Origin of the sequence: Streptomyces sp. NPDC001668 (assembly GCF_042893155.1) — a bacterium.
In the GTDB taxonomy this organism is placed as follows: domain Bacteria; phylum Actinomycetota; class Actinomycetes; order Streptomycetales; family Streptomycetaceae; genus Streptomyces.
The window spans coordinates 109,096-133,416 of record NZ_JBIAUQ010000011.1 but is presented as its reverse complement, the minus strand read 5'-3'; the positions used below and the strand labels follow the sequence as shown (position 1 = coordinate 133,416).

The 24,321-nt window shown below is 70.4% G+C and carries 20 protein-coding genes; 7 read left to right on the top strand and 13 right to left on the bottom strand.

The features are described from left to right. Nucleotides 1–182: 182 nt before the first annotated feature. On the top strand, nt 183–4,046 hold the full coding sequence (locus tag ACFYZ8_RS29650) for a glycoside hydrolase family 2 TIM barrel-domain containing protein (protein ID WP_388538261.1): 3,864 nt from the start codon (nt 183–185) through the stop codon (nt 4,044–4,046). Nucleotides 4,047–4,089: 43 nt separating this feature from the next. Here ACFYZ8_RS29650 and ACFYZ8_RS29645 read toward each other — a convergent pair whose 3' ends face one another. Both ACFYZ8_RS29645 and ACFYZ8_RS29640 read right to left on the bottom strand, forming a co-directional pair. Further along, the gene (locus ACFYZ8_RS29645) at nt 4,090–5,223 is read right to left on the bottom strand and encodes an MFS transporter (protein ID WP_388538394.1); all 1,134 of its coding nucleotides are present in this window, start codon (nt 5,221–5,223) and stop codon (nt 4,090–4,092) included. 16 nt (nt 5,224–5,239) lie between these two features. Then, nucleotides 5,240–5,602 carry a metalloregulator ArsR/SmtB family transcription factor gene (locus ACFYZ8_RS29640; protein WP_057608409.1) on the bottom strand — a complete coding sequence of 121 codons (363 nt, stop codon included), beginning with the start codon at nt 5,600–5,602 and terminating at the stop codon, nt 5,240–5,242. Nucleotides 5,603–5,637: 35 nt separating this feature from the next. On the opposite strand from ACFYZ8_RS29640, the gene ACFYZ8_RS29635 reads away from it, so the two are divergent. The 5 genes from ACFYZ8_RS29635 to ACFYZ8_RS29615 all read left to right on the top strand — a co-directional run bounded on the left by ACFYZ8_RS29635 (nt 5,638) and on the right by ACFYZ8_RS29615 (nt 11,222). Next, entirely contained in the window at nt 5,638–7,620 is a 1,983-nt protein-coding gene (locus tag ACFYZ8_RS29635; RefSeq protein WP_388538263.1) for a heavy metal translocating P-type ATPase, read from the top strand. 49 nt (nt 7,621–7,669) lie between these two features. Continuing rightward, nucleotides 7,670–9,151 carry a DNA-3-methyladenine glycosylase 2 family protein gene (locus ACFYZ8_RS29630; protein WP_388538265.1) on the top strand — a complete coding sequence of 494 codons (1,482 nt, stop codon included), beginning with the start codon at nt 7,670–7,672 and terminating at the stop codon, nt 9,149–9,151. 9 nt (nt 9,152–9,160) lie between these two features. Next, a complete protein-coding gene (locus ACFYZ8_RS29625) occupies nt 9,161–9,643 on the top strand; it encodes a methylated-DNA--[protein]-cysteine S-methyltransferase (protein ID WP_388538267.1) in 483 nt (160 codons plus the stop codon). 49 nt (nt 9,644–9,692) lie between these two features. Beyond that, nucleotides 9,693–10,421 carry an SDR family oxidoreductase gene (locus ACFYZ8_RS29620; protein WP_388538269.1) on the top strand — a complete coding sequence of 243 codons (729 nt, stop codon included), beginning with the start codon at nt 9,693–9,695 and terminating at the stop codon, nt 10,419–10,421. 276 nt (nt 10,422–10,697) lie between these two features. Next, entirely contained in the window at nt 10,698–11,222 is a 525-nt protein-coding gene (locus tag ACFYZ8_RS29615) for a hypothetical protein (protein WP_359035100.1), read from the top strand. Nucleotides 11,223–11,296: 74 nt separating this feature from the next. On the opposite strand, the gene ACFYZ8_RS29610 is transcribed toward ACFYZ8_RS29615, so the two are convergent. The 3 genes from ACFYZ8_RS29610 to ACFYZ8_RS29600 form a co-directional block, all read right to left on the bottom strand. Then, nucleotides 11,297–12,031: a Sir2 family NAD-dependent protein deacetylase gene (locus ACFYZ8_RS29610; RefSeq protein WP_359035098.1), complete on the bottom strand. Its 735-nt coding sequence runs from the start codon at nt 12,029–12,031 to the stop codon at nt 11,297–11,299. A gap of 91 nt (nt 12,032–12,122) precedes the next feature. Then, complete coding sequence (locus ACFYZ8_RS29605; RefSeq protein ID WP_359035096.1) at nt 12,123–12,617, bottom strand: NUDIX hydrolase; 495 nt, start codon at nt 12,615–12,617, stop codon at nt 12,123–12,125. Between the two features lie 105 nt (nt 12,618–12,722). Further along, a complete protein-coding gene (locus ACFYZ8_RS29600; RefSeq protein ID WP_388538272.1) occupies nt 12,723–13,802 on the bottom strand; it encodes an ADP-ribosylglycohydrolase family protein in 1,080 nt (359 codons plus the stop codon). Nucleotides 13,803–13,970: 168 nt separating this feature from the next. On the opposite strand from ACFYZ8_RS29600, the gene ACFYZ8_RS29595 reads away from it, so the two are divergent. Then, a complete protein-coding gene (locus tag ACFYZ8_RS29595) occupies nt 13,971–15,089 on the top strand; it encodes a glycerate kinase (RefSeq protein ID WP_359035269.1) in 1,119 nt (372 codons plus the stop codon). Nucleotides 15,090–15,203: 114 nt separating this feature from the next. On the opposite strand, the gene pssA is transcribed toward ACFYZ8_RS29595, so the two are convergent. From pssA to ACFYZ8_RS29555, 8 genes are all read right to left on the bottom strand, one after another. Further along, a complete protein-coding gene (gene pssA, locus ACFYZ8_RS29590) occupies nt 15,204–16,022 on the bottom strand; it encodes a CDP-diacylglycerol--serine O-phosphatidyltransferase (protein ID WP_359035267.1) in 819 nt (272 codons plus the stop codon). Nucleotides 16,023–16,044: 22 nt separating this feature from the next. Beyond that, on the bottom strand, nt 16,045–16,701 hold the full coding sequence (locus ACFYZ8_RS29585) for a phosphatidylserine decarboxylase (protein WP_355746681.1): 657 nt from the start codon (nt 16,699–16,701) through the stop codon (nt 16,045–16,047). Between the two features lie 170 nt (nt 16,702–16,871). After that, nucleotides 16,872–18,077: an acyl-CoA dehydrogenase family protein gene (locus tag ACFYZ8_RS29580; protein ID WP_359035092.1), complete on the bottom strand. Its 1,206-nt coding sequence runs from the start codon at nt 18,075–18,077 to the stop codon at nt 16,872–16,874. A gap of 5 nt (nt 18,078–18,082) precedes the next feature. After that, a complete protein-coding gene (locus tag ACFYZ8_RS29575) occupies nt 18,083–18,589 on the bottom strand; it encodes a MaoC family dehydratase (RefSeq protein WP_007385824.1) in 507 nt (168 codons plus the stop codon). A gap of 5 nt (nt 18,590–18,594) precedes the next feature. Further along, a complete protein-coding gene (locus ACFYZ8_RS29570) occupies nt 18,595–19,554 on the bottom strand; it encodes a CoA ester lyase (protein ID WP_020119114.1) in 960 nt (319 codons plus the stop codon). Beyond that, nucleotides 19,551–21,599 (bottom strand): protein meaA, encoded by a 2,049-nt coding sequence (locus ACFYZ8_RS29565; protein WP_359035088.1) that lies wholly within the window; start codon nt 21,597–21,599, stop codon nt 19,551–19,553. The genes ACFYZ8_RS29570 and ACFYZ8_RS29565 overlap by 4 nt, the downstream gene beginning before the upstream one ends. 17 nt (nt 21,600–21,616) lie before the next feature. Then, nucleotides 21,617–22,954, bottom strand: coding sequence for a crotonyl-CoA carboxylase/reductase (ccrA, locus tag ACFYZ8_RS29560; protein ID WP_359035264.1), 1,338 nt, complete (start codon nt 22,952–22,954; stop codon nt 21,617–21,619). A gap of 396 nt (nt 22,955–23,350) precedes the next feature. Further along, a complete protein-coding gene (locus tag ACFYZ8_RS29555) occupies nt 23,351–24,163 on the bottom strand; it encodes a TetR family transcriptional regulator (protein WP_359035087.1) in 813 nt (270 codons plus the stop codon). Between the last annotated feature and the right edge of the window lie 158 nt (nt 24,164–24,321).

Below are 24,321 nucleotides of genomic sequence, written 5' to 3'. Positions count from 1 at the left end.
GCGGGGGTGCCGCATGTCGTCATGTCCCCAGGACCCCACAAGGTCCGACAAGGTCATTGCCTCGGAACTCTTCGGGATCTAGGTTGAGTCGCATCCTGTGCCTCAAAGTCACCAATAGCGCACAGGAATTGACGCTCCCTCAGTACGTACACCGCACTGTCGTCCCGAGGAAGGTTCCACCGATGCCCCACCCGTACCTGCCTGCCCCCATCAGCCGCAGGCGTCTGCTGGAGTCGGGGGCGGCCGTCCTCGGCGCCCTCGCCCTCTCCTCCGGCCCCCTCGCCGCCCGCGGCCACGCGGCGGAGGGCACCCCGGCCCCGGAGTGGAACGGTGCCATCGACCTCTTTCGGGTGGGCACCCAGCCCCCGCACACCACCCTCATGCCGTACGCCGACACCCGCCAGGCGCTCGCCGCCGACCGCACCCGTTCGCCGTACCGCGTGAGCCTCGACGGCACGTGGAAGTTCGCCTACGCCGACCGGCCCGCCGACCGGGACACCGACTTCTACCGCACCGACGTGGACGACAGGGACTGGGACACCATTCCTGTGCCCTCGGTCTGGCAGGTGCATGGCTACGACTTCCCGATCTACGTCAACATCACCTACCCGTGGTGGGGCCCCAACGGCCTCGGCGAGGAGGCCCAGCCGCCCGCCGCCCCGACCCGCTACAACCCCGTCGGCCAGTACCGGCGCACCTTCACCGTGCCGAAGGACTGGTCGGGGCGGCGGACCTTCCTGCACTTCGAGGGCGTCAAGTCGGCCCACTACGTGTGGATCAACGGCGAACTCGTCGGGTACCACGAGGACTCCTTCACCCCCGCCGAGTACGACATCACCGAGCACCTCAAGCCGGGCAGCAACCAGATCGCCGTCGAGGTCTACCGCTTCTCCGACGGGGACTGGCTGGAGGACCAGGACATGATCCGGCTGAGCGGCATCTTCCGCTCGGTCTACCTGTACTCCACCCCGGCCGTACACCTGCGCGACTTCAAGCTGGACACCCCGCTCGCCGACGACTACACCTCCGCCGAGCTCTCGGTCACCGCGAGCGTGCGCGACTACGGCGGCGGCAACGCGGGCCGCTACACGGTCGAGACGCAGCTCTACGACGCGGGCGGCCACCCGGTCTGGTCCCGCCCGCTCCAGCAGGCCGTCGCCCTCGAATCCGGCGACGAGACGACCGTCCAGGCCGCGAAGGCCGTGCCCGCGCCCAAGCTGTGGTCGGCCGAGCACCCGAACCTCTACACCGCCGTCCTGCGGCTGCGCGACCCCGCCGGCAAGGTGATCGAGACGCTCTCGCACCGCGTCGGCCTGCGGGAGTTCGCGCTCAAGGACGGGTTGATGCGCATCAACGGCAAGCCCGTCTCCTTCCGCGGCACCAACCGCCACGAGATGCACCCCGACCGCGGCACCGCGCTCACCCGCGCGGACCTCGTGAAGGACATCACGATCATCAAGCGGATGAACATCAACTCCGTCCGCACCTCCCACTACCCCAACAATCCGCTGTGGCTCGAACTCGCCGACGAGTACGGCCTGTACCTCGTCGACGAGACCAATCTGGAGACCCACGGCATCCGCGACCAGTACCCCGGCGACCACCCCGACTGGAGCGCGGCCTGTGTGGCGCGCGCCCAGAACATGGTCCATCGCGACAAGAACCACGCCTCGGTGGTGATCTGGTCCCTCGGCAACGAGGCGGGCGGCGGCAGCACCTTCGTGAACATGCGCGACTGGATCAAGTCGTACGACACCACCCGCGTCGTCCAGTACGAGGGCGACGACCGGCCCACCATCAGCGACATCCGCTCGGAGATGTACGAGAGCCCCGCGCGCGTGGAGCAGCGCGCCAAGGACACCTCCGACACCCGGCCGTACGTGATGATCGAGTACTGCCACGCGATGGGGAACTCCAACGGCAACTTCAAGAAGTACTGGGACATCGTGCGCCGCTACCCCGTCCTCCAGGGCGGCTGGATCTGGGACTTCGTCGACCAGTCCCTCAGCGAGCCCGTCCCGGTGCGCCAGTTGCTCACCGAGAGCGGACCCGGCGCGCTGAAGGGTGAAGTCCTTCCCGCGAGGGCCCGGTTCGACCGCGACAAGGGTGTCTCCGGTGGCACCGTCTTCGCCCGCGACGCCCGCCTCGACCTCACCGGCTCACTGACCCTGGAGGCCTGGATCACCCCGAAGGTGACCGGCTATCACCAGCCGATCATCGCCAAGGGCGACACCCACTACGCCCTCAAACAGTCCGGGAGGACACTGGAGTTCTTCATCTACGGCGGCGGTCAGTGGATCACCGCCACCTGGGCGCTGCCGGACGACTGGACGGGCCGGGAGCACCATGTCGCCGGTGTCTTCGACGCGGCCGCGGGCACGCTGACCCTCCACGTGGACGGCCAGGTCAGGGCGACCAGGACCACCACACAGCGGCCCGGCGGCAACACCGCGCCACTCGCGCTGGCCGTCGATGTCGACAACCCCACACGGGAGTTCAGCGGCACGATCAGGAAGGCACGGGTGTACGCCCGCCCCCTGAGCGCCGCCGAACTGGCCTCCGAGAGCCGGGGGCCGGGCGACGAGGGCGTGCGGTTCTGGTTCGACGCGGCGACCGTGGGAGTCAGCGAGAAGCGGCCCGAGCAGAAGACCTTCTTCGCCTTCGGGGGCGACTGGGGGGACAACCCCAACGACGGCGCCTTCGTCGCGGACGGCATCGTCACCGCCGACCGCGGCCACACCGGCAAGGCCGCCGAGGTCAAGCAGATCTACCAGGCCGTGAACGCGTCCTGGGCCACGGACGGCTCGGTGACCCTGACCAACGAGTACCTTTTCACCAACCTTCGTGAACTAGACGGCAGTTGGACGCTCACCGCCGACGGCGAAGTGGTGCAGCGCGGGAAGCTGACCCGGGAGCAGCTGAACCTGGCACCGCTGTCGAGCAAGAACATCACCGTCCCGTACAAGCTGCCGAGCGCCCCCGCCCCCGGCACCGAGTACTTCCTCCAGCTCTCCTTCACCACCAGGGAGTCCACCCCCTGGGCGAAGGCCGGCTTCGAGGTGGCCAAGCAGCAGCTCGCCGTCGACGCGGAGAGCCCGGCGGTGACGCCGGTACCGCTCGCGAAGGTCCCGGCACTGACCTGCAAGGACGCCTCCGGCCAAGTCACCGTCACCGGCAAGGACTTCACCGTCGTCGTCGACAAGGGCAGCGGCACCATCACGTCGTACAAGGCCCACGGCACCCGTCTGATCACCTCCGGTCCCGTGCCCAACTTCTGGCGCGCGCCCACCGACAACGACCACGGCAACGGACAGCACACCCGCAACCAGACCTGGCGCGACGCGGGTGCGCACCGCAAGGTGACCGACGTGAGCGTGCGGGCACTGGGGGACCGGGCCGTCGAGATCAAGGTGAGCGGCACCCTGCCGACGACGACCGAGTCGACGTACTCCACGACCTACACGGTCTTCGGCAACGGCGAGATCAAGGTCGACAACACCCTGCGTCCCGGGGCGAGTTCGCTGCCGTACATCCCGGAGGTCGGCACGCTCCTGTTCCTGCCGCGCCGGCTGGACCGGCTGCACTACTACGGCCGCGGACCCGAGGAGAACCACTGGGACCGCAACGACGGTACCGACGTGGGGCTTTGGTCCGGGACCGTCGCCGAGCAGTGGACCTCCTACATCCGCCCCCAGGAGAACGGCAACAAGACGGATGTGCGCTGGGCGGCCCTCACCGACCGCCACGGCGTGGGACTGCTCGTGTCCGGTGAGCCGCTCCTGGAGGTCAACGCCTCGCACTTCACCCCCGAGGACCTGTCCAACGGGGTGCGCCACGACTACCAGCTCACCCCGCGCGACGCGGTCGTCCTCAGGATCAACCACCGGCAGATGGGTGTCGGGGGCGACAACAGCTGGGGCGCGCACACCCACGACGAGTACAAGCTGTTCGCCGACCGGGACTACGCGTACACGTACCGGCTGCGGCCGCTGACGGACGTGACCCGCGCGACGGCGGCCTCACGACGGCCGACCGCCACCTCCTAGCGCACAGCGCGGGTGGGGCGCCCCCGGTACGCCGGGGAACGCCTCACCCACGCCGGCGAAGCAGGCCCACCGCCACCAATGGTCCGCACGCCAGCAGCACCGCCAGCACCCCGTAGCCATATGTCAGGGTCGCCGCCGCGGCCACTGCCGCGACCAGCAACGGCCCACCCGCGTCCCCGAGTTCACGCCCGAGCTCGGCCGCCCCCATCGTCTGCCCCAGCCGTTCCGGAGGAGCCGAGGCCGCGAGCGCCGCGAACCCAAGGGGGGTGATCAGCCCCGTCCCGACGCCGATCAGCGCGGCCGCCGGCAGCACACCCGCGAGTCCCGGCAGCATCGCGCAGCCCAGACCCGCCGCCGCCAGCACCAACCCGGCACTCAGCCCACCCCGTACCGTGACCCGCCCCGCGTCCAACGCCCGCCCGGCGCGCGGTTGTACGACCGCCGCGCAGGCCGCGAGCACCGACACCGCGGCCCCCGTCGCCACCGTGCCGAGTCCCGCCACCGCGCCCGACACGGGCAGGAAGCCGACGCCCACCGAGAGCGCGGCCGTCGCCCCGGCGAGCGCGGCCGTCGGGATCAGGAACGCCGGGTCGGCCAGCCGTCGCGCCAGGTCCAGGACCGTCTGCCGGGCCCGCGGGAGCGGCGGTACGACGGGTACGGCGAGCAGCGCCCACACCGCCACGGCCGCGCCCAGCACCGCCAGCACGGTGAACAGCAGCCGCAGCCCGCCCGCCCACACCAGCACCCCGCCCAGCAGCGGGCCGAGGGTGTAGCCGACGGACTTGTAGAAGCCGTAACTCCCGAAGGCCCGGCCCTGTTTGGCGGCCGGATTCAGCCGGGACACCAGCGCGGACGCGGCAGGGGAGAAGGCGGAGGCCGCCGCACCTTGCCCGAGCCTCGCGGCCCACAGCCAGCCGGGGCTGTCGGCGAGGGCGTAGAGCGCGGACGCGACGGCGAAGGCCACCAGTCCGCCGAGCAGCACGGGACGCGCCCCGATCCGGTCGGCGACCGTGCCGAACAGCGGCTTGAGCAGGACCTCGGCACCGTCGTACAGGGCGAGCAGTCCGCCCAGGACGAGCAGTGAGGTGACCGCGTCGGCCGAATCGGCGCCGAGGTTCGCGGCGATGCCGTGCGCGCCGAAGGCGGTGGTGAACCCGGCCGCGTACAGCGGCCACATCAGGCGCCGGGGCGGCTCACTCGGTGGCGTCACTGAGCCCCAGCCGAAGGTGCTCCACGTGGTAGACGGCCTGGTCGAGCAGCTCGGCGACATGGTGGTCGTGCAGCGCGTACACCACCGACCGGCCCCGGCGCTCGCCCACGACCAGGCCCAGGTTGCGCAGCAGCCGCAGCTGGTGCGAGCACGCCGACTGCTCCATGCCCACCTCGGCGGCCAACTCCGTGGCCGGCAGCGGTCCTTCGCGCAGCCTGGCGAGAATCAGCAGGCGGGAGGGGGTGGAGAGGGCCTGGAGGGTGGTGGCGACCTTGGCCACGTTCGCCGCGTCCAGGCGTACGCGCTCGGCGGTTTCCTGCGCGGTGGTGACGGCTCCATGACCCATGGGCGGTATCTTACCCATCACACTTGAACAGATGAATGAGTCTTCATGTGTTCCTGTATGGTGTTCGGGTGTCCACGACCCTGACCCCCGTCCGTGTCCCCCCACCCGCTCGGCCGGCGCCCCGGCGCACCCGGGTGCTCGCCCTCCCCGAGGCCCGCTGGGCGCTGGCCTCGACCGCCGCGTTCCTGCTCGGTCTCGCGCTGGACCTCGGCGGCCTGCCGTGGTGGGCGTACGGCCCGCTGTACGCGCTCGCCTACGCCACCGGCGGCTGGGAACCGGCCCTCGAAGGGCTCCGGGCACTGCGCGGGAGGACCCTGGACGTCGACCTGCTGATGATCGTCGCCGCGCTCGGCGCGGCCGCGATCGGCCAGGTCCTGGACGGCGCCCTGCTGATCGTCATCTTCGCCACGTCCGGCGCGCTGGAGGCCCTGGCCACCGCCCGCACCGCCGACTCGGTACGCGGACTGCTCGACCTCGCGCCCACGACGGCGACCCGGGTGACGGAACACGGCGAGGAGACCGTCCCGACCGGTGAACTCGCCGTGGGTGACGTCCTGTTGATCCGGCCCGGCGAGCGCATCGGCGCCGACGGCCGGGTCCTGGACGGCGCGAGCGAGGCCGACCAGGCCACCATCACCGGCGAACCCCTCCCCGTCGCCAAGGGCCCCGGCGACGAGGTCTTCGCCGGCACCCTCAACGGCACCGGCGCGCTGCGCGTCCGCGTGGAGCGCGACCCCGCCGACTCCGTGATCGCCCGCATCGTGACCCTGGTCGAGGAGGCCTCCCGCACCAAGGCGCCGACGCAGCTGTTCATCGAGAAGATCGAACAGCGGTACGCGGTGGGCGTCGTGATCGCCACGCTCGCCGTGTTCGGTGTGCCGATGCTGTTCGGCGCCGGTCTCACCGACGCGCTGCTGCGCGCGATGACCTTCATGATCGTCGCCTCGCCGTGCGCGGTCGTCCTCGCGACCATGCCGCCCCTGCTGTCCGCCATCGCCAGCGCCGGCCGGCACGGCGTCCTGGTCAAGTCGGCGGTCGCCATGGAACGGCTGGGCGAGGTGGACGCCGTGGCCCTCGACAAGACCGGAACGCTGACGGAGGGAGCGCCGGAGGTCTCGGCCGTACGACCGCTGCCGGGCTCCGGGCTGACCCCGGACACCCTCCTCGCCCTGGCCGCCGCGGCCGAGCACCCCAGCGAGCATCCGCTGGCCCGCGCGGTCGTCAGGGCGGCACGGGAGCGGGGGCTGCGGATCGCGGACGCGCGGGACTTCGCCGCCGTGCCCGGGCGCGGGGTGACGGCAGTGGTCGAAGGGCAGGTCATCGGGGTCGGGCGGGCGGCCCTCGACCTCCCGGACAACGGCGCGGACCCCCTTGAGGCCGCCGCCACCGTCGTCCTCGTGACCGGCGACGGCGTCCCCCTCGGCACCCTCGCCCTCACCGACCGTCTCCGCCCCGGCGCTCCCGCCACCACTGCCGCGCTCACCACCCTGACCGGCACCGCGCCCGTCCTGCTCACCGGCGACAACGCCCGGGCCGCCGCCCGGGTCGCCGAGGCCACCGGCCTGGTGGACGTCCGCGCCGACCTGCTGCCCGAGGGCAAGGTGGACGCCGTACGGGAGCTCCAGGACGCCGGACGCAAGGTGCTGTTCGTCGGGGACGGCGTCAACGACGCACCCGCGCTCGCCGCCGCCCACTCCGGCATCGCCATGGGCCGTGCGGGCTCCGACCTCGCGCTGGAGACGGCGGACGCGGTCGTCGTGCGGGACGAGCTCGCGACCGTTCCGGCGGTCGTACGGCTGTCCCGGGCCGCCCGCCGGCTGGTCCTGCAGAATCTGCTGATCGCGGGTGCCTTCATCACCGGACTCGTCCTGTGGGACCTCCTCGGCCACCTCCCGCTGCCGCTCGGAGTCGCCGGGCACGAGGGCTCGACGGTCCTCGTCGGCCTCAACGGGCTGCGGCTGCTGCGTGAGTCCGCGTGGCGCCAGGAGCGGGCCCCGGCCCAGGGCACGCGAGGTTGATGTCGGATTCTCGCCAGCCCGGGCCGGCCGGGTGGTCGATGCTGGACGCATGCAGACGGGGATGTACACCGAGACCGAGCGCTGTGTGCGCGCCGTGCAGTCGAAGGACGCGCGGTTCGACGGATGGTTCTTCACCGCCGTCCTGACGACCCGCATCTACTGCCGGCCCAGCTGCCCGGTGGTACCGCCCAAGCCCGAGAACATGACCTTCTACCCGAGCGCGGCCGCCTGCCAGCAGGCCGGGTTCCGCGCCTGCAAGCGGTGCCGGCCCGACACCAGTCCGGGCTCGCCGGAGTGGAACCAGCGCGCCGACCTCGTGGCCCGCGCGATGCGGCTGATCGCCGACGGAGTGGTCGACCGCGAGGGCGTGCCCGGTCTCGCCGCCCGGCTCGGATACAGCACCCGGCAGATCGAACGCCAGCTGCTCGCCGAACTCGGCGCCGGCCCGCTCGCCCTCGCCCGCGCCCAGCGCGCCCAGACCGCGAGGATCCTCATCGAGACGACCGCGCTCCCGATGGCGGACATCGCCTTCGCGGCCGGGTTCTCCGCGATCCGCACCTTCAACGACACCGTGCGCGAGGTCTTCGCGCTCTCGCCGAGCGACCTGCGCACGCGGGCCGCGAAGAAGTCCACGCCGGACACCCCCGGCTTCCTCTCCCTGCGCCTGCCGTTCCGCGCCCCCCTCAACCCCGACAACCTCTTCGGCCACCTCGCGGCCACCGCCGTGCCGGGAGTGGAGGAGTGGCGGGACGGCGCGTACCGGCGCACGCTGCGACTGCCGTACGGACACGGCATCGTGGCCCTCACACCCCGCCCCGACCACGTCGCCTGCCGGCTGAGGCTGAGCGACCTGCGCGACCTGACCGTCGCCATCAGCCGCTGCCGCCGGATGCTCGACCTCGACGCCGACCCGGTCGCGATCGACGACCAGTTGCGCACGGACCCGCTCCTGGCACCCCTGGTGGACAAGGCGCCCGGCCGACGCGTCCCGCGCACGGTCGACGAGGCGGAGTTCGCCGTACGGGCCGTGCTGGGCCAGCAGGTCTCCACGGCGGCGGCCCGCACTCACGCGGCCCGCCTGGTCACGGCCCACGGTGATCCCGTCGACGACCCCGAGGGCGGCCTCACCCACCTCTTCCCGACCCCCGAGGCACTCGCCGCGCTCGCCCCCGCCTCGCTCGCGATGCCCCGCACCCGCCGTACGACCTTCACGACCCTGGTCGCCCAACTGGCCGACAGATCCCTCCAGTTGGGCGTGGAGACCGACTGGACGGAGACCCGGACCCGCCTCCTCGGCCTGCCCGGCTTCGGCCCCTGGACGGTCGACGTCATCGCCATGCGCGCCCTCGGCGACCCCGACGCCTTCCTCCCGACCGACCTCGGGATCCGCCGCGCCGCCCAGGAGTTGGGCCTGCCCTCGACCCCGGCCGCCCTGACCGCCCGCGCGGCGGCCTGGCGGCCCTGGCGGGCCTACGCCGTCCAGTACCTGTGGGCGACCGACAGCCACCCGATCAACTTCCTTCCCGTGTGAGGACGTTCAGTGAGACAGCACACCGTGATCGACAGCCCCTACGGCCCTCTGACCCTCGTCGCCGACGACGGCGTCCTGTGCGGGCTCTACATGACCGACCAGCGCCACCGCCCGTCACCGGAGACCTTCGGGGAACCGGACGACGGATGGTCCAAGGAGGCCGAGGACCAGCTGAAGGCCTACTTCGACGGCGAGTTGCAGGAGTTCACACTCGAACTGCGCCTGCACGGAACGCCCTTCCAGCGCACGGTCTGGGAACAGCTCCGCCGGATCCCGCACGGTCAGACCCGCACCTACGGCGAACTCGCCGACGCCCTCGGCAACCCCAAGGCCTCCCGCGCGGTAGGCCTCGCCAACGGCAGGAACCCCATCGGCATCATCGTCCCCTGCCACCGCGTGGTCGGCGCCGACGGCAGCCTCACGGGATACGGCGGCGGACTGGAGCGCAAGCAGCGGCTGCTGGACTTCGAGCGGGGCGCGTCGCTGTTCTGACGATCAGCACTTGCCTCTGACGTCAGCGTCAGGTTTTAGCGTACCGGCCATGGACATCAACAACTCCGTCGCCCTTGTCACCGGAGCCAACCGCGGCCTGGGCCGCGCCTTCGCCCAGCGCCTGCTCGAACGGGGCGCCCGCAAGGTCTACGCGACGGCCCGCCGGCCCGAGACCGTGGACCTGCCCGGGGTCGAGGTGCTGCCCCTCGACATCGCCGATCCCGCATCCGTGCGGGCCGCCGCCGAGGCCGCCCCGGACGTCTCGCTGCTCGTCAACAACGCGGGAATCAGCACCGGAACCGACCTGGTGACCGGTTCGCTGGACGCGGTGCGGCACGAGCTGGAGACCAACATGTTCGGCCACCTGGGAATGATCCGGGAGTTCGCGCCGACGCTCGCCGGGAACGGCGGGGGCGCGATCGTCAACGTCCTCTCCGCCATGTCGTGGTTCGGGGGCAGGGGCGCGGGCGCCTACCACCTGACCAAGGCCGCCGCCTGGGCCATGACCAACGGCGTCCGCCTGGAGCTCGCCGAGCAGGGCACCCTGGTCACAGCGGTACACCTCGGCATGGCCGACACCGACATGGCGGCGGGCTGGCCAGTGGCCAAGATCGCTCCGTCGGACCTTGCCGACGCGGCGCTCGACGGTGTGGAGGCGGGCTCCGCCGAGGTCCTCGCCGACCAGTGGAGTCGGGACGTCAAGTCCCGTCTGCCGCTGATGCCGGAAGAGTTCAACGCCGCGATGGACCGCGCCCTGGCGGCGCTGATGGCGGTCTGAGCGGACCTCGCCCAAGGACTTCGGTCAGCTGCTTCTCCATCGGCCTCTCGAACAGCCTTAGTTGAGGTGTCGAGAGGCCCGTCAGCGGGCCTGGCGCGCGGTACCGACAACCAAGCGCGGTCCATGACCTGCTCTCCACCCGCCCCACCGAACGCAAATGTTCAGCAAGGAATCTCTGCGGTCGGCAAACGGCTCTACCCGCATAGATACTTCCGATGTTGACATGCTCCCGACCGCCCGGAATTCCTGCCGGGCACCGCTCCGGGAGAGCCCCCCATGCCCCGAATATCCCGCTCGCTGGTCACAGCGCTTTCCTCCCTCGCCCTCGCCGCCGCCGGCCTCACCGTCGCAGCCGGCACCGCCCACGCGCAGAGCTGCAGCCAGGACTACCTCCCCCTCCCCGACCCCAGCTGCCAGCCCGGCGACTTCAATCCGGACGTCACCCAGTCCACCATCGGCTCCACGATCTGCGTCTCCGGATGGACCGCGACCGTCCGGCCGTCCAGCTCCTACACCACCGCGCTGAAGAAGACGCAGATCGTCGAGTACGGCTACACGGACACCAGCACCTCGGACTACGAGGAGGACCACTTCGTCCCCCTCGAACTCGGCGGTGCCCCCAAGAGCGAGCTCAACCTCTGGCCCGAGCCGGAGTACGGCACCACGACCGCCGCCAACAAGGACACCGTCGAGAACAAGCTCAAGAAGGCCGTCTGTGCCGGCACGGTCACCCTCGCCGACGCCCAGGACGCGATCGTCACGGACTGGACGACCGCACTGGCCAATCTCGGGCTGAGCTGATCCCTGACCCTCTCTGCTCGGCGTGGGTGCCGGTCCGCTCCTCCGGGGTGAGACCGGCCCCGCGCCGAGACCTGTCAGTCGCCGCGGGCGCCCACCCGGCGCAGCAGTTCGGGCAGTGCCGTGCCGATCGGCTCCCGGATCACCTCGTCGGCGAGGCCGTCGTACGGTGTCGGCTCGGCGTTGACGATGACGAGACGGGCGCCGTGGTCGGCGGCGACGCCCGCGAGGCCCGCGGCCGGCTGGACCTGGAGGGTGGTGCCGACGGCGATGAACACCTGACAGGCCTTGGTGACGGCGACGGCGTCGCCCAGGACGACGGGGTCCAGGTGCTCGCCGAACATCACGGTCGCCGGCTTGAGGATGCCGCCGCAGGTGAGACACGGCGGGTCCGCCTCGCCGGCGTCGACCCGGGCGAGGGCGTCCTCCATCGGGCCGCGGGCGTGGCACTTCGTGCAGACCACCTGCCGTGCGGTGCCGTGCAGTTCGAGGACCTTGCGGGCGGGCATTCCGGCGAGCTGGTGCAGCCCGTCCACGTTCTGCGTGATCACCCGCACCGGCACACCGGACTTCTCCAGCTCGGCCACGGCCCGGTGCCCGGCGTTCGGCTCCGCGTGCAGCGTGCGGTTCTCGCGCCGCATCCGCCACGAGCGGCGCCGGATCTCCGGGTCGCTCATGTAGTAGTCGTACGTCACGAGCTTCTCGGCCTCGGGGTCCTTGCGCCACAGGCCGTTCGGGCCGCGGTAGTCGGGGATCCCGGAGTCCGTGGAGATACCGGCGCCGCTGAGGAGCGCGACGAGGGGCTTGGTCATGAGCCGAGGGTAGGATGGGTGATCCGGGTGCGGCGAGCGGATATCCCACCGGCAGGGCGCGAGCAACCATGAGGGCCGACGGCGCGCCGGCTCAGCCCACCCGGCGCCCGTTCTCCAGCTCCGCCGTCCCCGACCCGTCCGCCAGCACGTCCAGCGCGACCAGGACCCGGCGGCCGAGCCCGTCGGGCAGATAGTCGGCCAGCTCCTCGTGCGGCACGAGCCGCCACGACAGCAACTCCTCCTCCTGGAGCCGGATCGCCTTGAGGTCGTCCTCGCCGAGGACACCGCCGTCGTAGAGGTACGCCACCAGCGGCGGCCAGGTCGGCCGGTACACCCAGTCCACCGCGAGCAGCCGGCCGAGGTCGCGGTCGAGCCCGATCTCCTCGAGCGTCTCGCGACGCGCCCCCTGGCGCGGGGTCTCGCCCTCGTCGGACTCGATCGTGCCGCCCGGAAGCGCCCAGCCCTCACGGTAGTTGGGCTCGACGAGCAGGACCCGGCCCGAGGCGTCACGGAAGAGAGCGGCGGCACCGGCGAGGATCCGGGGAAGACCGGCGATGTACGCGGCGAAGTCAGGGGTGGTGGTCATCCTCGAAGGGTAACCAGCATCCGCGGCCGCCTTCACCGGCTCAGCAGGTGGTCACGGGGCTCAGGGGGCGCCCCCGTGGCTTCCGCGCGCCCCGGCCCGGCCGTCTCAGCCCTCCGCCCCTGCCCCCGCCAACCGCACCGTCCGCTCCGCCAGTTCGCTGATGTGCACCCCGTCGAAGCCGAACACCGCGCTGCGCACCCGGTCCTCCAGCGGCTCCTTCCACTGGTCCGGGATCGCGTCCGCCCCGGTGAGCACTCCGGCCACCGAGCCCGCGGTCGCGCCGTTGGAGTCGGTGTCCAGACCGCCGCGGACGGTGAGCGTGATGGTGCGGGTGAAGTCGCCGTCGCCGTACAGCAGGCCCGCGGTCAGCACGGCCGCGTTCGGGATGGTGTGGATCCAGCCGAGCCCGGCGGTCTCCTCCGCGACCGTCGTCAGCGTGTCCTCCCAGGTCATCCGGGTGTCGTGCAGGGACACCACCCGGCGCACGGTCCGGGCGAGCCGACTGCTCGCCGGGATCACGGTGAGCGCCTGGTCCACGGCCTGCCGCACGGTGCCCACGGTGAACGCCGCCGAGATCAGCGCCGCCGCCCACATCGCCCCGTACACGCCGTTACCGGTGTGCGAGAGCACCGCGTCCCGGCGGGCCAGCGAGGCGGCGCGGCGTGGGGCACCGGGGCTGGTCCAGCCGTAGATGTCGGCCCGGATGAGCGCCCCGATCCACTCCTGGCAGGGGTTGTCGTACGTCGCCGTCAGCGGCGGTTTCAGCCCGTTGGCGAGGTTGCGGTAGGCGGCCCGCTCCGCGGTGAACGTCTGCAGATACGGCAGCCTCAGCAACCACTGGTCGCCCACCTGCTCGGTGCTGAAGGCGAAGCCGTGGGTCTCCAGGAGGTCGAGGCCGAGGATGGCGTAGTCGACGTCGTCGTCACGGCAGCTGCCGTGGATGCGGCCGCGCACGCACTGGCGCCACTCGGGCCGCAGCTCGAAGCCGTCGCTCTCGCCGACGGGCTCGGGAAGGTAGTCGGTCAGGGGCAGGGCGGCGGCCTGCCGCAGATAGCGGTCGATCCGGTCCCGCGTCCACAGGTCGCCCTGCTCGACCGGCTTGCCGAGCATGTTGCCCGCGATCCGGCCCAGCCAGCCCCCGAGGATGCGGTCGCCGAGCTCTGGCTCAGTGCCCACAGGGGTCATAGCTCCGGTTTACCCCATTCCGGGGGAGCGCACAGAGGGTTCGCAACGCCTTCTCAGCCTCCGGGCGGTGCATGACGGCGGGGTGTGTCTCCGGTTAAGGTCGCAGCGGCGCGACTGGCCTTGACATGCACGAGGCCCGGAGAGCAAGGGGAAGACGTGACACAGCGCGTGCTCATCGCCGCGGACAAGTTCAAGGGCTCGCTGACGGCCGTGCAGGTCGCCGAGCGGGTGGAGGCCGGGCTGCGCCGGGTCGTGCCGGGCCTGGAGGTGGAGGCGCTGCCGGTCGCCGACGGCGGTGACGGCACCGTCGCCGCGGCGGTCGCGGCCGGTTTCGAACGCCGGGAAGTGGCGGTCGCCGGGCCCCTCGGACAGGAGATCACCGCCGCCTTCGCGGTCCGCGGGGACACCGCCGTCGTCGAGATGGCCGAGGCCAGCGGTCTGCAACGGCTGCCCGCGGGTGTCTTCGCCCCGCTCACGGCATCGACGTACGGCTCCGGAGAACTGCTGCGCGCCGCGCTGGACGCGGGCGCCCGCACGATCGTGTTCGGGGTCGGCGGCAGCGCCACCACGGACGGCGGCGCCGGAATGCTCTCCGCGCTCGGCGCCCGCTTCCTGGACGCCGACGGCGAGCCCGTGGCCCCCGGCGGCGGAGGCCTCGCCCACCTGGCCTCGGCCGACCTGTCGGACCTGGACCCGCGGTTCGCCTCCGTCGAGTTCATCCTGGCCAGCGATGTCGACAACCCGCTGACCGGACCCAAGGGCGCCCCCGCGGTCTACGGCCCGCAGAAGGGCGCCTCCCCGGACGACGTCGAGGCACTGGACTCCGCCCTGGCCCATTACGCGCAGGTGCTGGAGAAGGCCGTCGGCGCGAAGGCCGCCGAGTACGCGGCCTCACCGGGTGCGGGCGCGGCCGGCGGCATCGGGTACGGCGCCCTCCTCCTCGGCGCCCGCTTCCGCCCCGGCATCGAGGTCATGCTCGACGTGCTCGGCTTCGCGCCCGCGCTGGAGTGGGCGGACCTGGTCATCACCGGCGAGGGCTCCCTCGACGAGCAGACCCTGCACGGCAAGGCCCCGGCGGGCGTCGCCGCGGCCGCCCGCGCGAAGGACAAGGAGGTCGTCGCGGTCTGCGGCCGCCTCGCGCTGCCCCCGGAGGCCATCGGCAGGGCCGGCATCCGCCGCGCCTACCCCCTCACCGACGCCGAGCCGGACATCCAGCGGTGCATCGCGGAGGCGGGCCCGATCCTGGAGGACGTGGCGGAGCGGATCGGGCGGGACTTCCTCGTCTGAGGGGACCTGTCCGGGGGCGCGATCCCAGGGCCGGCGCAGACGTCGTACGGTGAACAGCGAGGGGCCCGAACCGGTATCGGTTCGGGCCCCTCGGCGACGTGCTGCGGCGGAGCCTTACGGCAGCTGGGCCGCCCTCGCCTCGCGCCTGTTGTCGCGGAAGTTGTTCACGCGGCGGGCGGTGGCGAACAGGGGGATCACCGCGCCCATCACCAGCTGGAGGGCGCAGCCCGTCTGGAGGAGGAGCTGGCCGCTGGGGGCGCCGAACGCCCAGGCCGCGAGGAGGCCCATGCCCAGGACGATCCAGGAGAGCATCGCCACCGCGAGGCGGCCCCGCGGCTTCGGGTACTCGACCCGGCTCACCATCAGCCAGGCCGTACCCACGATCGCCAGGAGCGTCGCCACGAAGGGCAGCTCCAGGAGCACGATCGAGACCACGGTGAGCGCGCCGAACGGCGACGGCATCCCCTGGAAGGTGCCGTCCTTGACCGTCACACAGGAGAACCGCGCGAGTCTCAGCACCACGGCCAGCAGCACCACCACCGCTCCGACCGCGGCCACCTTCTGCGAGGCGTCGTCCGCCACCATGCCGTAGACGAGGACGAAGTACGCCGGCGCCAGACCGAAGCTGATCAGGTCGGAGAGGTTGTCCAGCTCCGCGCCCATCGGCGAGGAGCGCAGCTTGCGCGCCACCAGGCCGTCGAACAGGTCGAAGACCGCCGCGCACAGCATGAGGATGACCGCCGTGGCCGCGCTGTTGCGCGCCATGCCGGACTCCTGGCTGTCGGTGAGGTGCGGGATCAGGATGCCGGTGGTGGTGAAGTACACCGCCATGAAGCCGCACGTGGCGTTGCCGAGGGTGAGGGTGTCCGCTATTGAGAGGCGGAGAGAGAGCGGCATCTCCTCCTCGTCGTCCACCGCGTCGGCCTCGGGCACCCAGCCCGCCTGGGTCTCAGGATCAGTCACGGTCAATGCGAGTCACCCCAGCCGTCGTCTTCTGGCCGACCTCGACCGCGACCTCCACGCCCTCCGGCAGGTAGATGTCGACGCGCGAGCCGAAGCGGATCAGACCGATGCGGTCACCCTGCTCGACCTTCGTGCCCTGCGGGATGTAGGGCACGATGCGGCGGGCCACCGCGCCGGCGATCTGGATCATCTCGATGTCACCGAGTTCGGTGTCGAAGTGCCAGACGACGCGCTCGTTGTTCTCGCTCTCCTTGTTGAACGCCGGAACGAACCCGCCGGGGATGTGCTCGACCGACGTCACCGTGCCGGAGAGCGGCGCGCGGTTGACGTGGACGTTGAGCGGGCTCATGAAGATCGCGACGCGGGTGCGACCGTCCTTCCACGGCATGATGCTCTGCACCACACCGTCGGCGGGCGAGATGACCCGGCCCGGGGCGATCTCACGCTCGGGGTCGCGGAAGAACCACAGCATGCCCGCCGCCAGCGCGGTGGCGGGCACGGCGACGGCCTTGGCGGCGCCCGACTTGCGCGCGCGTACCAGGCTCAGTGCTGCGGTGGCGACGGTCGGGAGGAGCCACGGCGATGCTCCGCGCGCGAGGCGTACGCCTGCCAGGCTGTCGCGATGTGCAGAGGTTTGGCTGTGGGGCATGGATGACCTTCGTAGCGGATGATGCCGCGCACTAGACGGGGGACGGCGGCTTTCCGGGATCGTACCGGTCGCGGGCCACAACTGGGCAAGCCAGGAAGCCGAGTCGGCGTCTGAACCGACTTGACGGGGTGTGATCTTCTTCTCCAAGAAAACACCCCGTATCCGGACATCTAGCCCTGGAACCGATACTCTTCGAGCAGCCTGCGACCGATGATCATTTTCTGGATCTCGGCGGTACCTTCACCGATCAGCAGCATCGGAGCCTCACGGTAGAGGCGCTCGATCTCGTACTCCTTGGAGAAGCCGTAGCCGCCGTGGATCCGGAAGGCGTCTTCCACGACCTCTTTGCAGTATTCGGAGGCGAGGTACTTCGCCATCCCTGCCTCAAGGTCGTTTCGCTCCCCGGAGTCCTTTTTGCGTGCCGCGTTGACCATCATCGCATGCGCGGCCTCGACCTTGGTAGCCATCTCGGCCAGCTTGAACTGAATCGCCTGGTGCTGGGCGATCGCCTTGCCGAAGGTGTGGCGCTGCTGGGCGTACGAGACGCCCAGCTCGAAGGCACGCTGAGCGACGCCGCAGCCACGCGCCGCCACATTCACGCGGCCCACTTCCACGCCGTCCATCATTTGGTAAAAACCTCGGCCGGTGACCCCGCCGAGCACCCGATCGGCCGGAAGTCGCAGGCCATCCATGATCAGCTCGGTGGTGTCGACACCCTTGTAGCCCATCTTGTCGATCTTCCCGGGGATGGTGAGGCCGGGACGGACCTCTCCGAAACCGGGCTCCTTCTCGATCAGGAAGGTCGTCATCGACTTGTGGGGCGCGGTGCCCTCAGGGTGTCCTTCGTCACTTCGGACGAGAACGGCGACCAGAGTTGACGTTCCGCCGTTCGTCAGCCACATCTTCTGGCCGTTCAGGACGTACTCGTCGCCGTCCTTGACCGCCTTCGAGGTGATGGCGGACACGTCCGACCCCAGGCCCGGCTCCGACATCGAGAAGGCGCCCCGGACGTCGCCGGCCGCCATGCGCGGCAGGAAGTGGTCCTTCTGCTCCTGCGTGCCGTGCTGCTTGAGCATGTACGCCACGATGAAGTGGGTGTTGATGATGCCGGACACCGACATCCAGCCGCGGGCGATCTCCTCCACGCACAGCGCGTACGTCAGGAGGGACTCGCCCAGACCGCCGTACTCCTCGGGGATCATCAGGCCGAACAGGCCCAACTCCTTGAGCCCGTCGACGATCTGCTGCGGGTACTCGTCGCGGTGCTCCAGCTCCGTCGCGACCGGGATGATCTCCTTGTCCACGAAGTCCCGGACGGTGGACAGGATCTCCTGCTGGACGTCCGTGAGGCCGTGGGTCTGGGCGAGGCGTGCCATGTCGGTCAGCCCTCCTGAAGTTCCGGGCGGCCGGGCTGTTCGCCGCCGCGCTCCTTGATGTAGGTCTCGGTGGGCACCATGACCTTGCGGCGGAACACGCAGACCAGCGTGCCGTCCTGCTTGTAGCCCTTGGTCTCGACGTAGACGATCCCGCGGTCGTTCTTCGACTTGGAGGGCCACTTGTCGAGCACGGTCGTCTGGCCGTAGATCGTGTCGCCGTGGAAGGTCGGCGCCACGTGCTTGAGCGACTCGATCTCCAGGTTGGCGATCGCCTTGCCGGAGACGTCCGGCACGGACATCCCGAGCAGCAGGGAGTAGATGTAGTTCCCGACCACCACGTTCTTGCCGAAGTCCGTCGTCTTCTCGGCGTAGTTGACGTCCATGTGGAGCGGGTGGTGGTTCATGGTGAGGAGACAGAAGAGGTGGTCGTCGTACTCGGTGACCGTCTTCCCGGGCCAGTGCTTGTAGACCGCCCCGACCTCGAACTCCTCGTACGTGCGTCCGAACTGCATCGCGCTCAGCCCTCCGGGATCTCGAACTTGCTGGTGCGCTGCATGCCGGCCGCGCGGCCCTTGCCGGAGATGACCAGGGCCATCTTGCGGCTGGCCTCGTCGATCATCTCGTCGCCGAGCATCGCCGAGCCCTTCTTGCCGCCCGCCTCGGACGTGTAGTAGTCGTACGCGTCCAGGATCAGCTCGGCGTGGTCGTAGTCCTCCTGGGAGGGCGAGAAGATCTCGTTGGACGCCTCGACCTGGCCCGGGTGCAGCACCCACTTGCCGTCGAAACCGAGGGCCGCGGCACGCTGGGCGACCTCGCGGTAGCCGTCGATGTTGCGGATCTGGAGGTAGGGGCCGTCGATCGCCTGGAGGTTGTTGGCGCGGGCGGCCATCAGGATCTTCATCAGGATGTAGTGGTAGGCGTCCGCCGGGTAGCCGGGCGGCTGCTCGCCCACGACCAGCGACTTCATGTTGATCGACGCCATGAAGTCGGCCGGGCCGAAGATGATCGTCTCGACGCGCTGGGAGGCCGTCGCGATCTCGTTGACGTTGTTGAGGCCCTGGGCGTTCTCGATCTGCGCCTCGATGCCGATCTTGCCGACCTCGAAGCCCATCGTCTTCTCGATCTGCGTCAGCAGGAGGTCGAGGGCGACGATCTGCTCGGCCGTCTGCACCTTCGGCAGCATGATGCAGTCGAGGTTCTGGCCGGCCCCCTCGACGACCGTGACGACATCGCGGTACGTCCACTCGGTCGTCCAGTCGTTGACGCGCACGACCCTCGTCTTGCCGGTCCAGTCACCCTCGTTGAGGAACTTGACGATGGTGTGCCGCGCCTCGGGCTTGGCGAGCGGGGCGCACGCGTCCTCCAGGTCGAGGAAGACCTGGTCCGCCGGGAGGCCCTGCGCCTTCTCCAGGAAGCGGGGGTTGCTTCCCGGTACCGCGAGACACGAGCGGCGGGGACGCAGACGGTTGACGGTCATGCGGGGACCTCCAGGGGGTCGAGCTTGTTCGCGTTCCGGATCTCGTCGACGATCCGGCCGATGATTCCGGTGATGTCGAAGTCCTTCGGGGTGAAGACCGCGGCCACTCCGGCTGCCCGCAGCTGTTCGGCGTCACCATTCGGGATGATGCCACCGGCGATCACCGGTATATCTGTGGCACCGGCCACACGGAGCCGGTCCAGGACGTCCGGCACCAGCTGGGCGTGCGAGCCGGACAGGATGGACAGGCCGACCGCGTGCACGTCCTCGGCGAGGGCCGCGTCCACGATCTGCTCCGGAGTGAGCCGGATGCCCTGGTAGACCACCTCGAAGCCGGCGTCACGCGCGCGGACGGCGATCTGCTCGGCGCCGTTGGAGTGCCCGTCCAGGCCGGGCTTGCCGACCAGGAAGCGGAGCTTGCCGACGCCGAGGTCCTTGGCGGTCACCTCGACCTTCCGGCGGACCTCGGCCATGGCCGAGCCCTCCTCCGCGGGCACCGCGACCGGCGCGGACGAGACGCCCGTGGGCGCCCGGAACTCACCGAACACCTCCCGCAGGGCCCCGGCCCACTCACCGGTCGTGACACCCGCGCGGGCGCACTCCAGGGTGGCCTCCATGAGGTTGGCGGTGCCCTTGGCGGCCTCCTTGAGCTTCTCCAGCGCCTTGCAGGGGCGCGGATGGTTGAAGGGCGGCTGGTAGCGGGTGTCGCGCCAGTGCTGGAGCGAGGCGATGACGCGGGCCTCGACAGCCGGATCAACCGTCTGGATGGCCGTGTCGAGATCCGCGGTCAATGGATTGGGCTCGGTCGTGTTGAAGATGTTGACGCCGACGATCTTCTCCTGACCGGACTCGATACGAGCGCGCCGCTCGGCGTGCGAGGCGACGAGCTGCGACTTCAGGTAGCCCGACTCGACGGCGGCCATCGCGCCGCCCATCTCCTGGATCCGCTCGATCTCCGCGAGGGAATCCTCGACCAGCTTCGCGACCTTCGCCTCGACGACGTGCGAGCCCTCGAAGATGTCCTCGTACTCCAGCAGGTCGCTCTCGTAGGCCAGCACCTGCTGCATCCGCAGCGACCACTGCTGGTCCCAGGGCCGGGGCAGGCCCAGGGCCTCGTTCCAGGCCGGCAGCTGCACGGCACGCGCGCGTGCGTCCTTGGAGAGGGTCACGGCCAGCATCTCGAGCACGATCCGCTGGATGTTGTTCTCCGGCTGCGCCTCGGTCAGCCCGAGGGAGTTGACCTGGACGCCGTACCGGAAACGGCGGTGCTTGGGGTTCTCGATGCCGTAGCGCTCTCGCGTGACCTGGTCCCAGATGCGGCCGAAGGCGCGCATCTTGCACATCTCCTCGACGAACCGGACGCCCGCGTTCACGAAGAAGGAGATCCGGCCGACGACGTCGCCCATGCGTTCCTGCGGCACCTGGCCGGAGTCCCGGACGGCGTCCAGGACCGCGATCGCCGTCGACATCGCGTACGCGATCTCCTGGACCGGCGTGGCGCCCGCCTCCTGCAGGTGGTAGCTGCAGATGTTGATCGGGTTCCACTTGGGGATGTGGGAGACCGTGTACGCGATCATGTCGGTCGTCAGGCGGAGGCTCGGCCCCGGCGGGAAGACGTGCGTCCCGCGGGACAGGTACTCCTTGACGATGTCGTTCTGGGTCGTGCCCTGGAGCTGGGTGATGTCCGCGCCCTGCTCCTCGGCCACGACCTGGTAGAGCGCCAGCAGCCACATGGCGGTGGCGTTGATCGTCATCGAGGTGTTCATCTGCTCCAGGGGGATGTCCTGGAACAGCCGGCGCATGTCACCGAGGTGCGCGATCGGCACGCCGACCCGGCCGACCTCGCCGCGGGCGAGGATGTGGTCGGAGTCGTAGCCGGTCTGCGTCGGCAGGTCGAACGCCACCGACAGACCGGTCTGGCCCTTGGCGAGGTTGCGCCGGTACAGCTCGTTGGACGCCTCGGCCGTGGAGTGACCGGCGTACGTGCGCATGAGCCACGGCCGGTCCTTCTCCCGCTTGCCTTCGGCGGGCTGACGCTCAGTCATCTATGACCCCGGGTGTCTCAGATGTTGCGGAAGCGGTTGATGGCGTCGATGTGCTGGGCGCGCTTCTCCTCGTCGCGCACGCCCAGGCCCTCCTCGGGGGACAGGCACAGCACGCCGACCTTGCCCTGGTGGAGGTTGCGGTGCACGTCGTAGGCCGCCTGGCCGGTCTCCTCCAGGGAGTACACCTTGGAGAGGGTCGGGTGGATCTTGCCCTTCGCGATGAGCCGGTTGGCCTCCCAGGCCTCGCGGTAGTTGGCGAAGTGCGAACCGATGATCCGCTTCAGCGACATCCACAGGTAGCGGTTGTCGTACTCGTGCATGTAGCCCGAGGTCGAGGCGCAGGTGGTGATGGTGCCGCCCTTGCGGGTGACGAAGACGGAGGCGCCGAAGGTCTCGCGGCCGGGGTGCTCGAAGACGATGTCGATGTCCTCGCCGCCGGTGAGTTCGCGGATGCGCTTGCCGAAGCGCTTCCACTCCTTGGGGTCCTGGGTCTGCTCGTCCTTCCAGAACTTGTAGCCCTCGGCGTTGCGGTCGATGATCGCCTCGGCGCCCATCGAACGGCAGATCTCCGCCTTCTGGGGGCTGCTCACGACACAGATCGGGTTGGCGCCGCCGGCCAGCGCGAACTGCGTGGCGTACGACCCGAGTCCGCCGCTCGCGCCCCAGATCAGGACGTTGTCGCCCTGCTTCATGCCGGCGCCGTTGCGCGAGACCAGCTGGCGGTAGGCGGTGGAGTTGACGAGCCCGGGGGCGGCGGCCTCCTCCCACGACAGGTGGTCGGGCTTGGGCATCAGCTGGTTGGACTTGACCAGCGCGATCTCGGCGAGGCCGCCGAAGTTGGTCTCGAAGCCCCAGATCCGCTGCTCGGGGTCGAGCATGGTGTCGTTGTGGCCGTCGGAGGACTCCATCTCGACGGACAGACAGTGCGCGACGACCTCGTCGCCGGGCTTCCAGGCGTTGACGCCGGGGCCGGTGCGCAGGACGACGCCCGCGAGGTCGGAGCCGATGATGTGGTACGGCAGGTCGTGGCGCTTGGCCAGCTCGTTGGTGCGGCCGTAGCGCTCCAGGAACCCGAAGGTCGACAGCGGCTCGAAGATCGAGGTCCACACCGAGTTGTAGTTGACACTCGATGCCATGACGGCGACCAAGGCCTCGCCCGGGCCGAGCTCGGGCAGCGGCACGTCGTCGAGGTGGATCGACTTGCGGGGGTCCTTGTCGCGGGTCTCCAGGCCCGCGAACATCTCCGTCTCGTCCTTGTGCACGGTGATCGCGCGGTACGACTCGGGGAGCGGCATGGCGGCGAAGTCGGCCGGCGTCGAGTCCGGCGACTGGATCGCGTCCAGGATGTCCTTCACGGTCACGGTGTTGCCTCCGGCGAATGGCGTCTTGAGGGGAGACGCTGAGGGTTACGTCGGTGCCGTCGGTTCGGCGGTCGTGCTTGTTCGGCAGCGCTTTGTGGCGCGAGAGGTTGCCTGTGACGCAGGCGTCCGGACGGGCAGGTCGATGACTTGCTGGGACAGCCGGCGTACGAAAGGTCTCTGCACGCCGGCCGCCCGGACACACTCAACGTAAGACACCGCGTGCCACCGTGCAAGGCACTGAGTGCCATAGATTGCTCTCAGATGAAATCTTTACGTAACACATGAGCGATGATCGATCGAACGGGGTCCGGAAGCCGCCTGAAAAGGGTCTCTGACATGCCAAAACGGCCACCCCGAGGGGTGGCCGTCATCACAGCGTCGAAGAGCCGCTCAACGCTCCTTGAGCGCCTGCTCGATGGCCCGCATCACCTCGTCCAGCGGCGCGTCCGTCCGCGCGACCGTGACCAGCACCTCGCCCTGGGAGGCCACGGACGCCGGCGCCGACCGCGGCACGGAGGTGTCCCGGCCCGCCCCGATCCCCGTGCCGAACGTCTTCTGCACGATCGCGAAGGCGTGATCGAGCTGCGCCTCCACGTCTCCCTGCCCCCCGGCCCGGAGCCACCGCCGCAGTACGTGGTTGTGCGCCGTGACCACGGCCGACGCGGCGACCTCCGCCAGCAGCGGATCGTCGTTCGCGTCGTCGTCGTGGGCGTGCTCGTCGAAGTGGCCGAGCAGATAGCGCGTGAAGAGCCGCTCGTAGCGGGCCACCGACGCGATCTCCGCCTCCCGCAGCGTCGGCACCTCGCGCGTCAGCTTGTAGCGGGCGACCGAGATCTCCGGCCGGGCCGCGTACATCTTCATGACTTCCTTGATGCCGCGGCACACCGTGTCGAGCGGGTGCTCGTGCGCGGGGGCCGCGTTCAGTACCGCCTCCGCCCGGACCAGCGTGTCGTCGTGGTCGGGGAAGATCGCCTCTTCCTTGGAGCGGAAGTGGCGGAAGAAGGTGCGGCGGGCGACCCCGGCCGCGGCCGCGATCTCGTCGACGGTGGTCGCCTCGTACCCCTTGGTGGAGAACAACTCCATCGCGGCGGCCGCCAGTTCTCGGCGCATCTTGAGCCGCTGGGCGGCCGCGCGGCTGCCTGCGGCACTTTCCGGCGCGTCGGGCGTGGCTGGTGTACGAGACGACTTGGCGGGCTGGGACATGACCCGAACGTACTGCATGTGCGCAGGTTGGTGCGCGTGTCCGGGGTTTGTCCCACCCGGACCCGGCCGGGGGCCGCCGGGTCCCGCGGGCGGGGTGAGACTGCCCGGATCGAGCAGTCCGCCCCAGTCCTCGCCGCCCGTGAACCAGTCGCCGACGT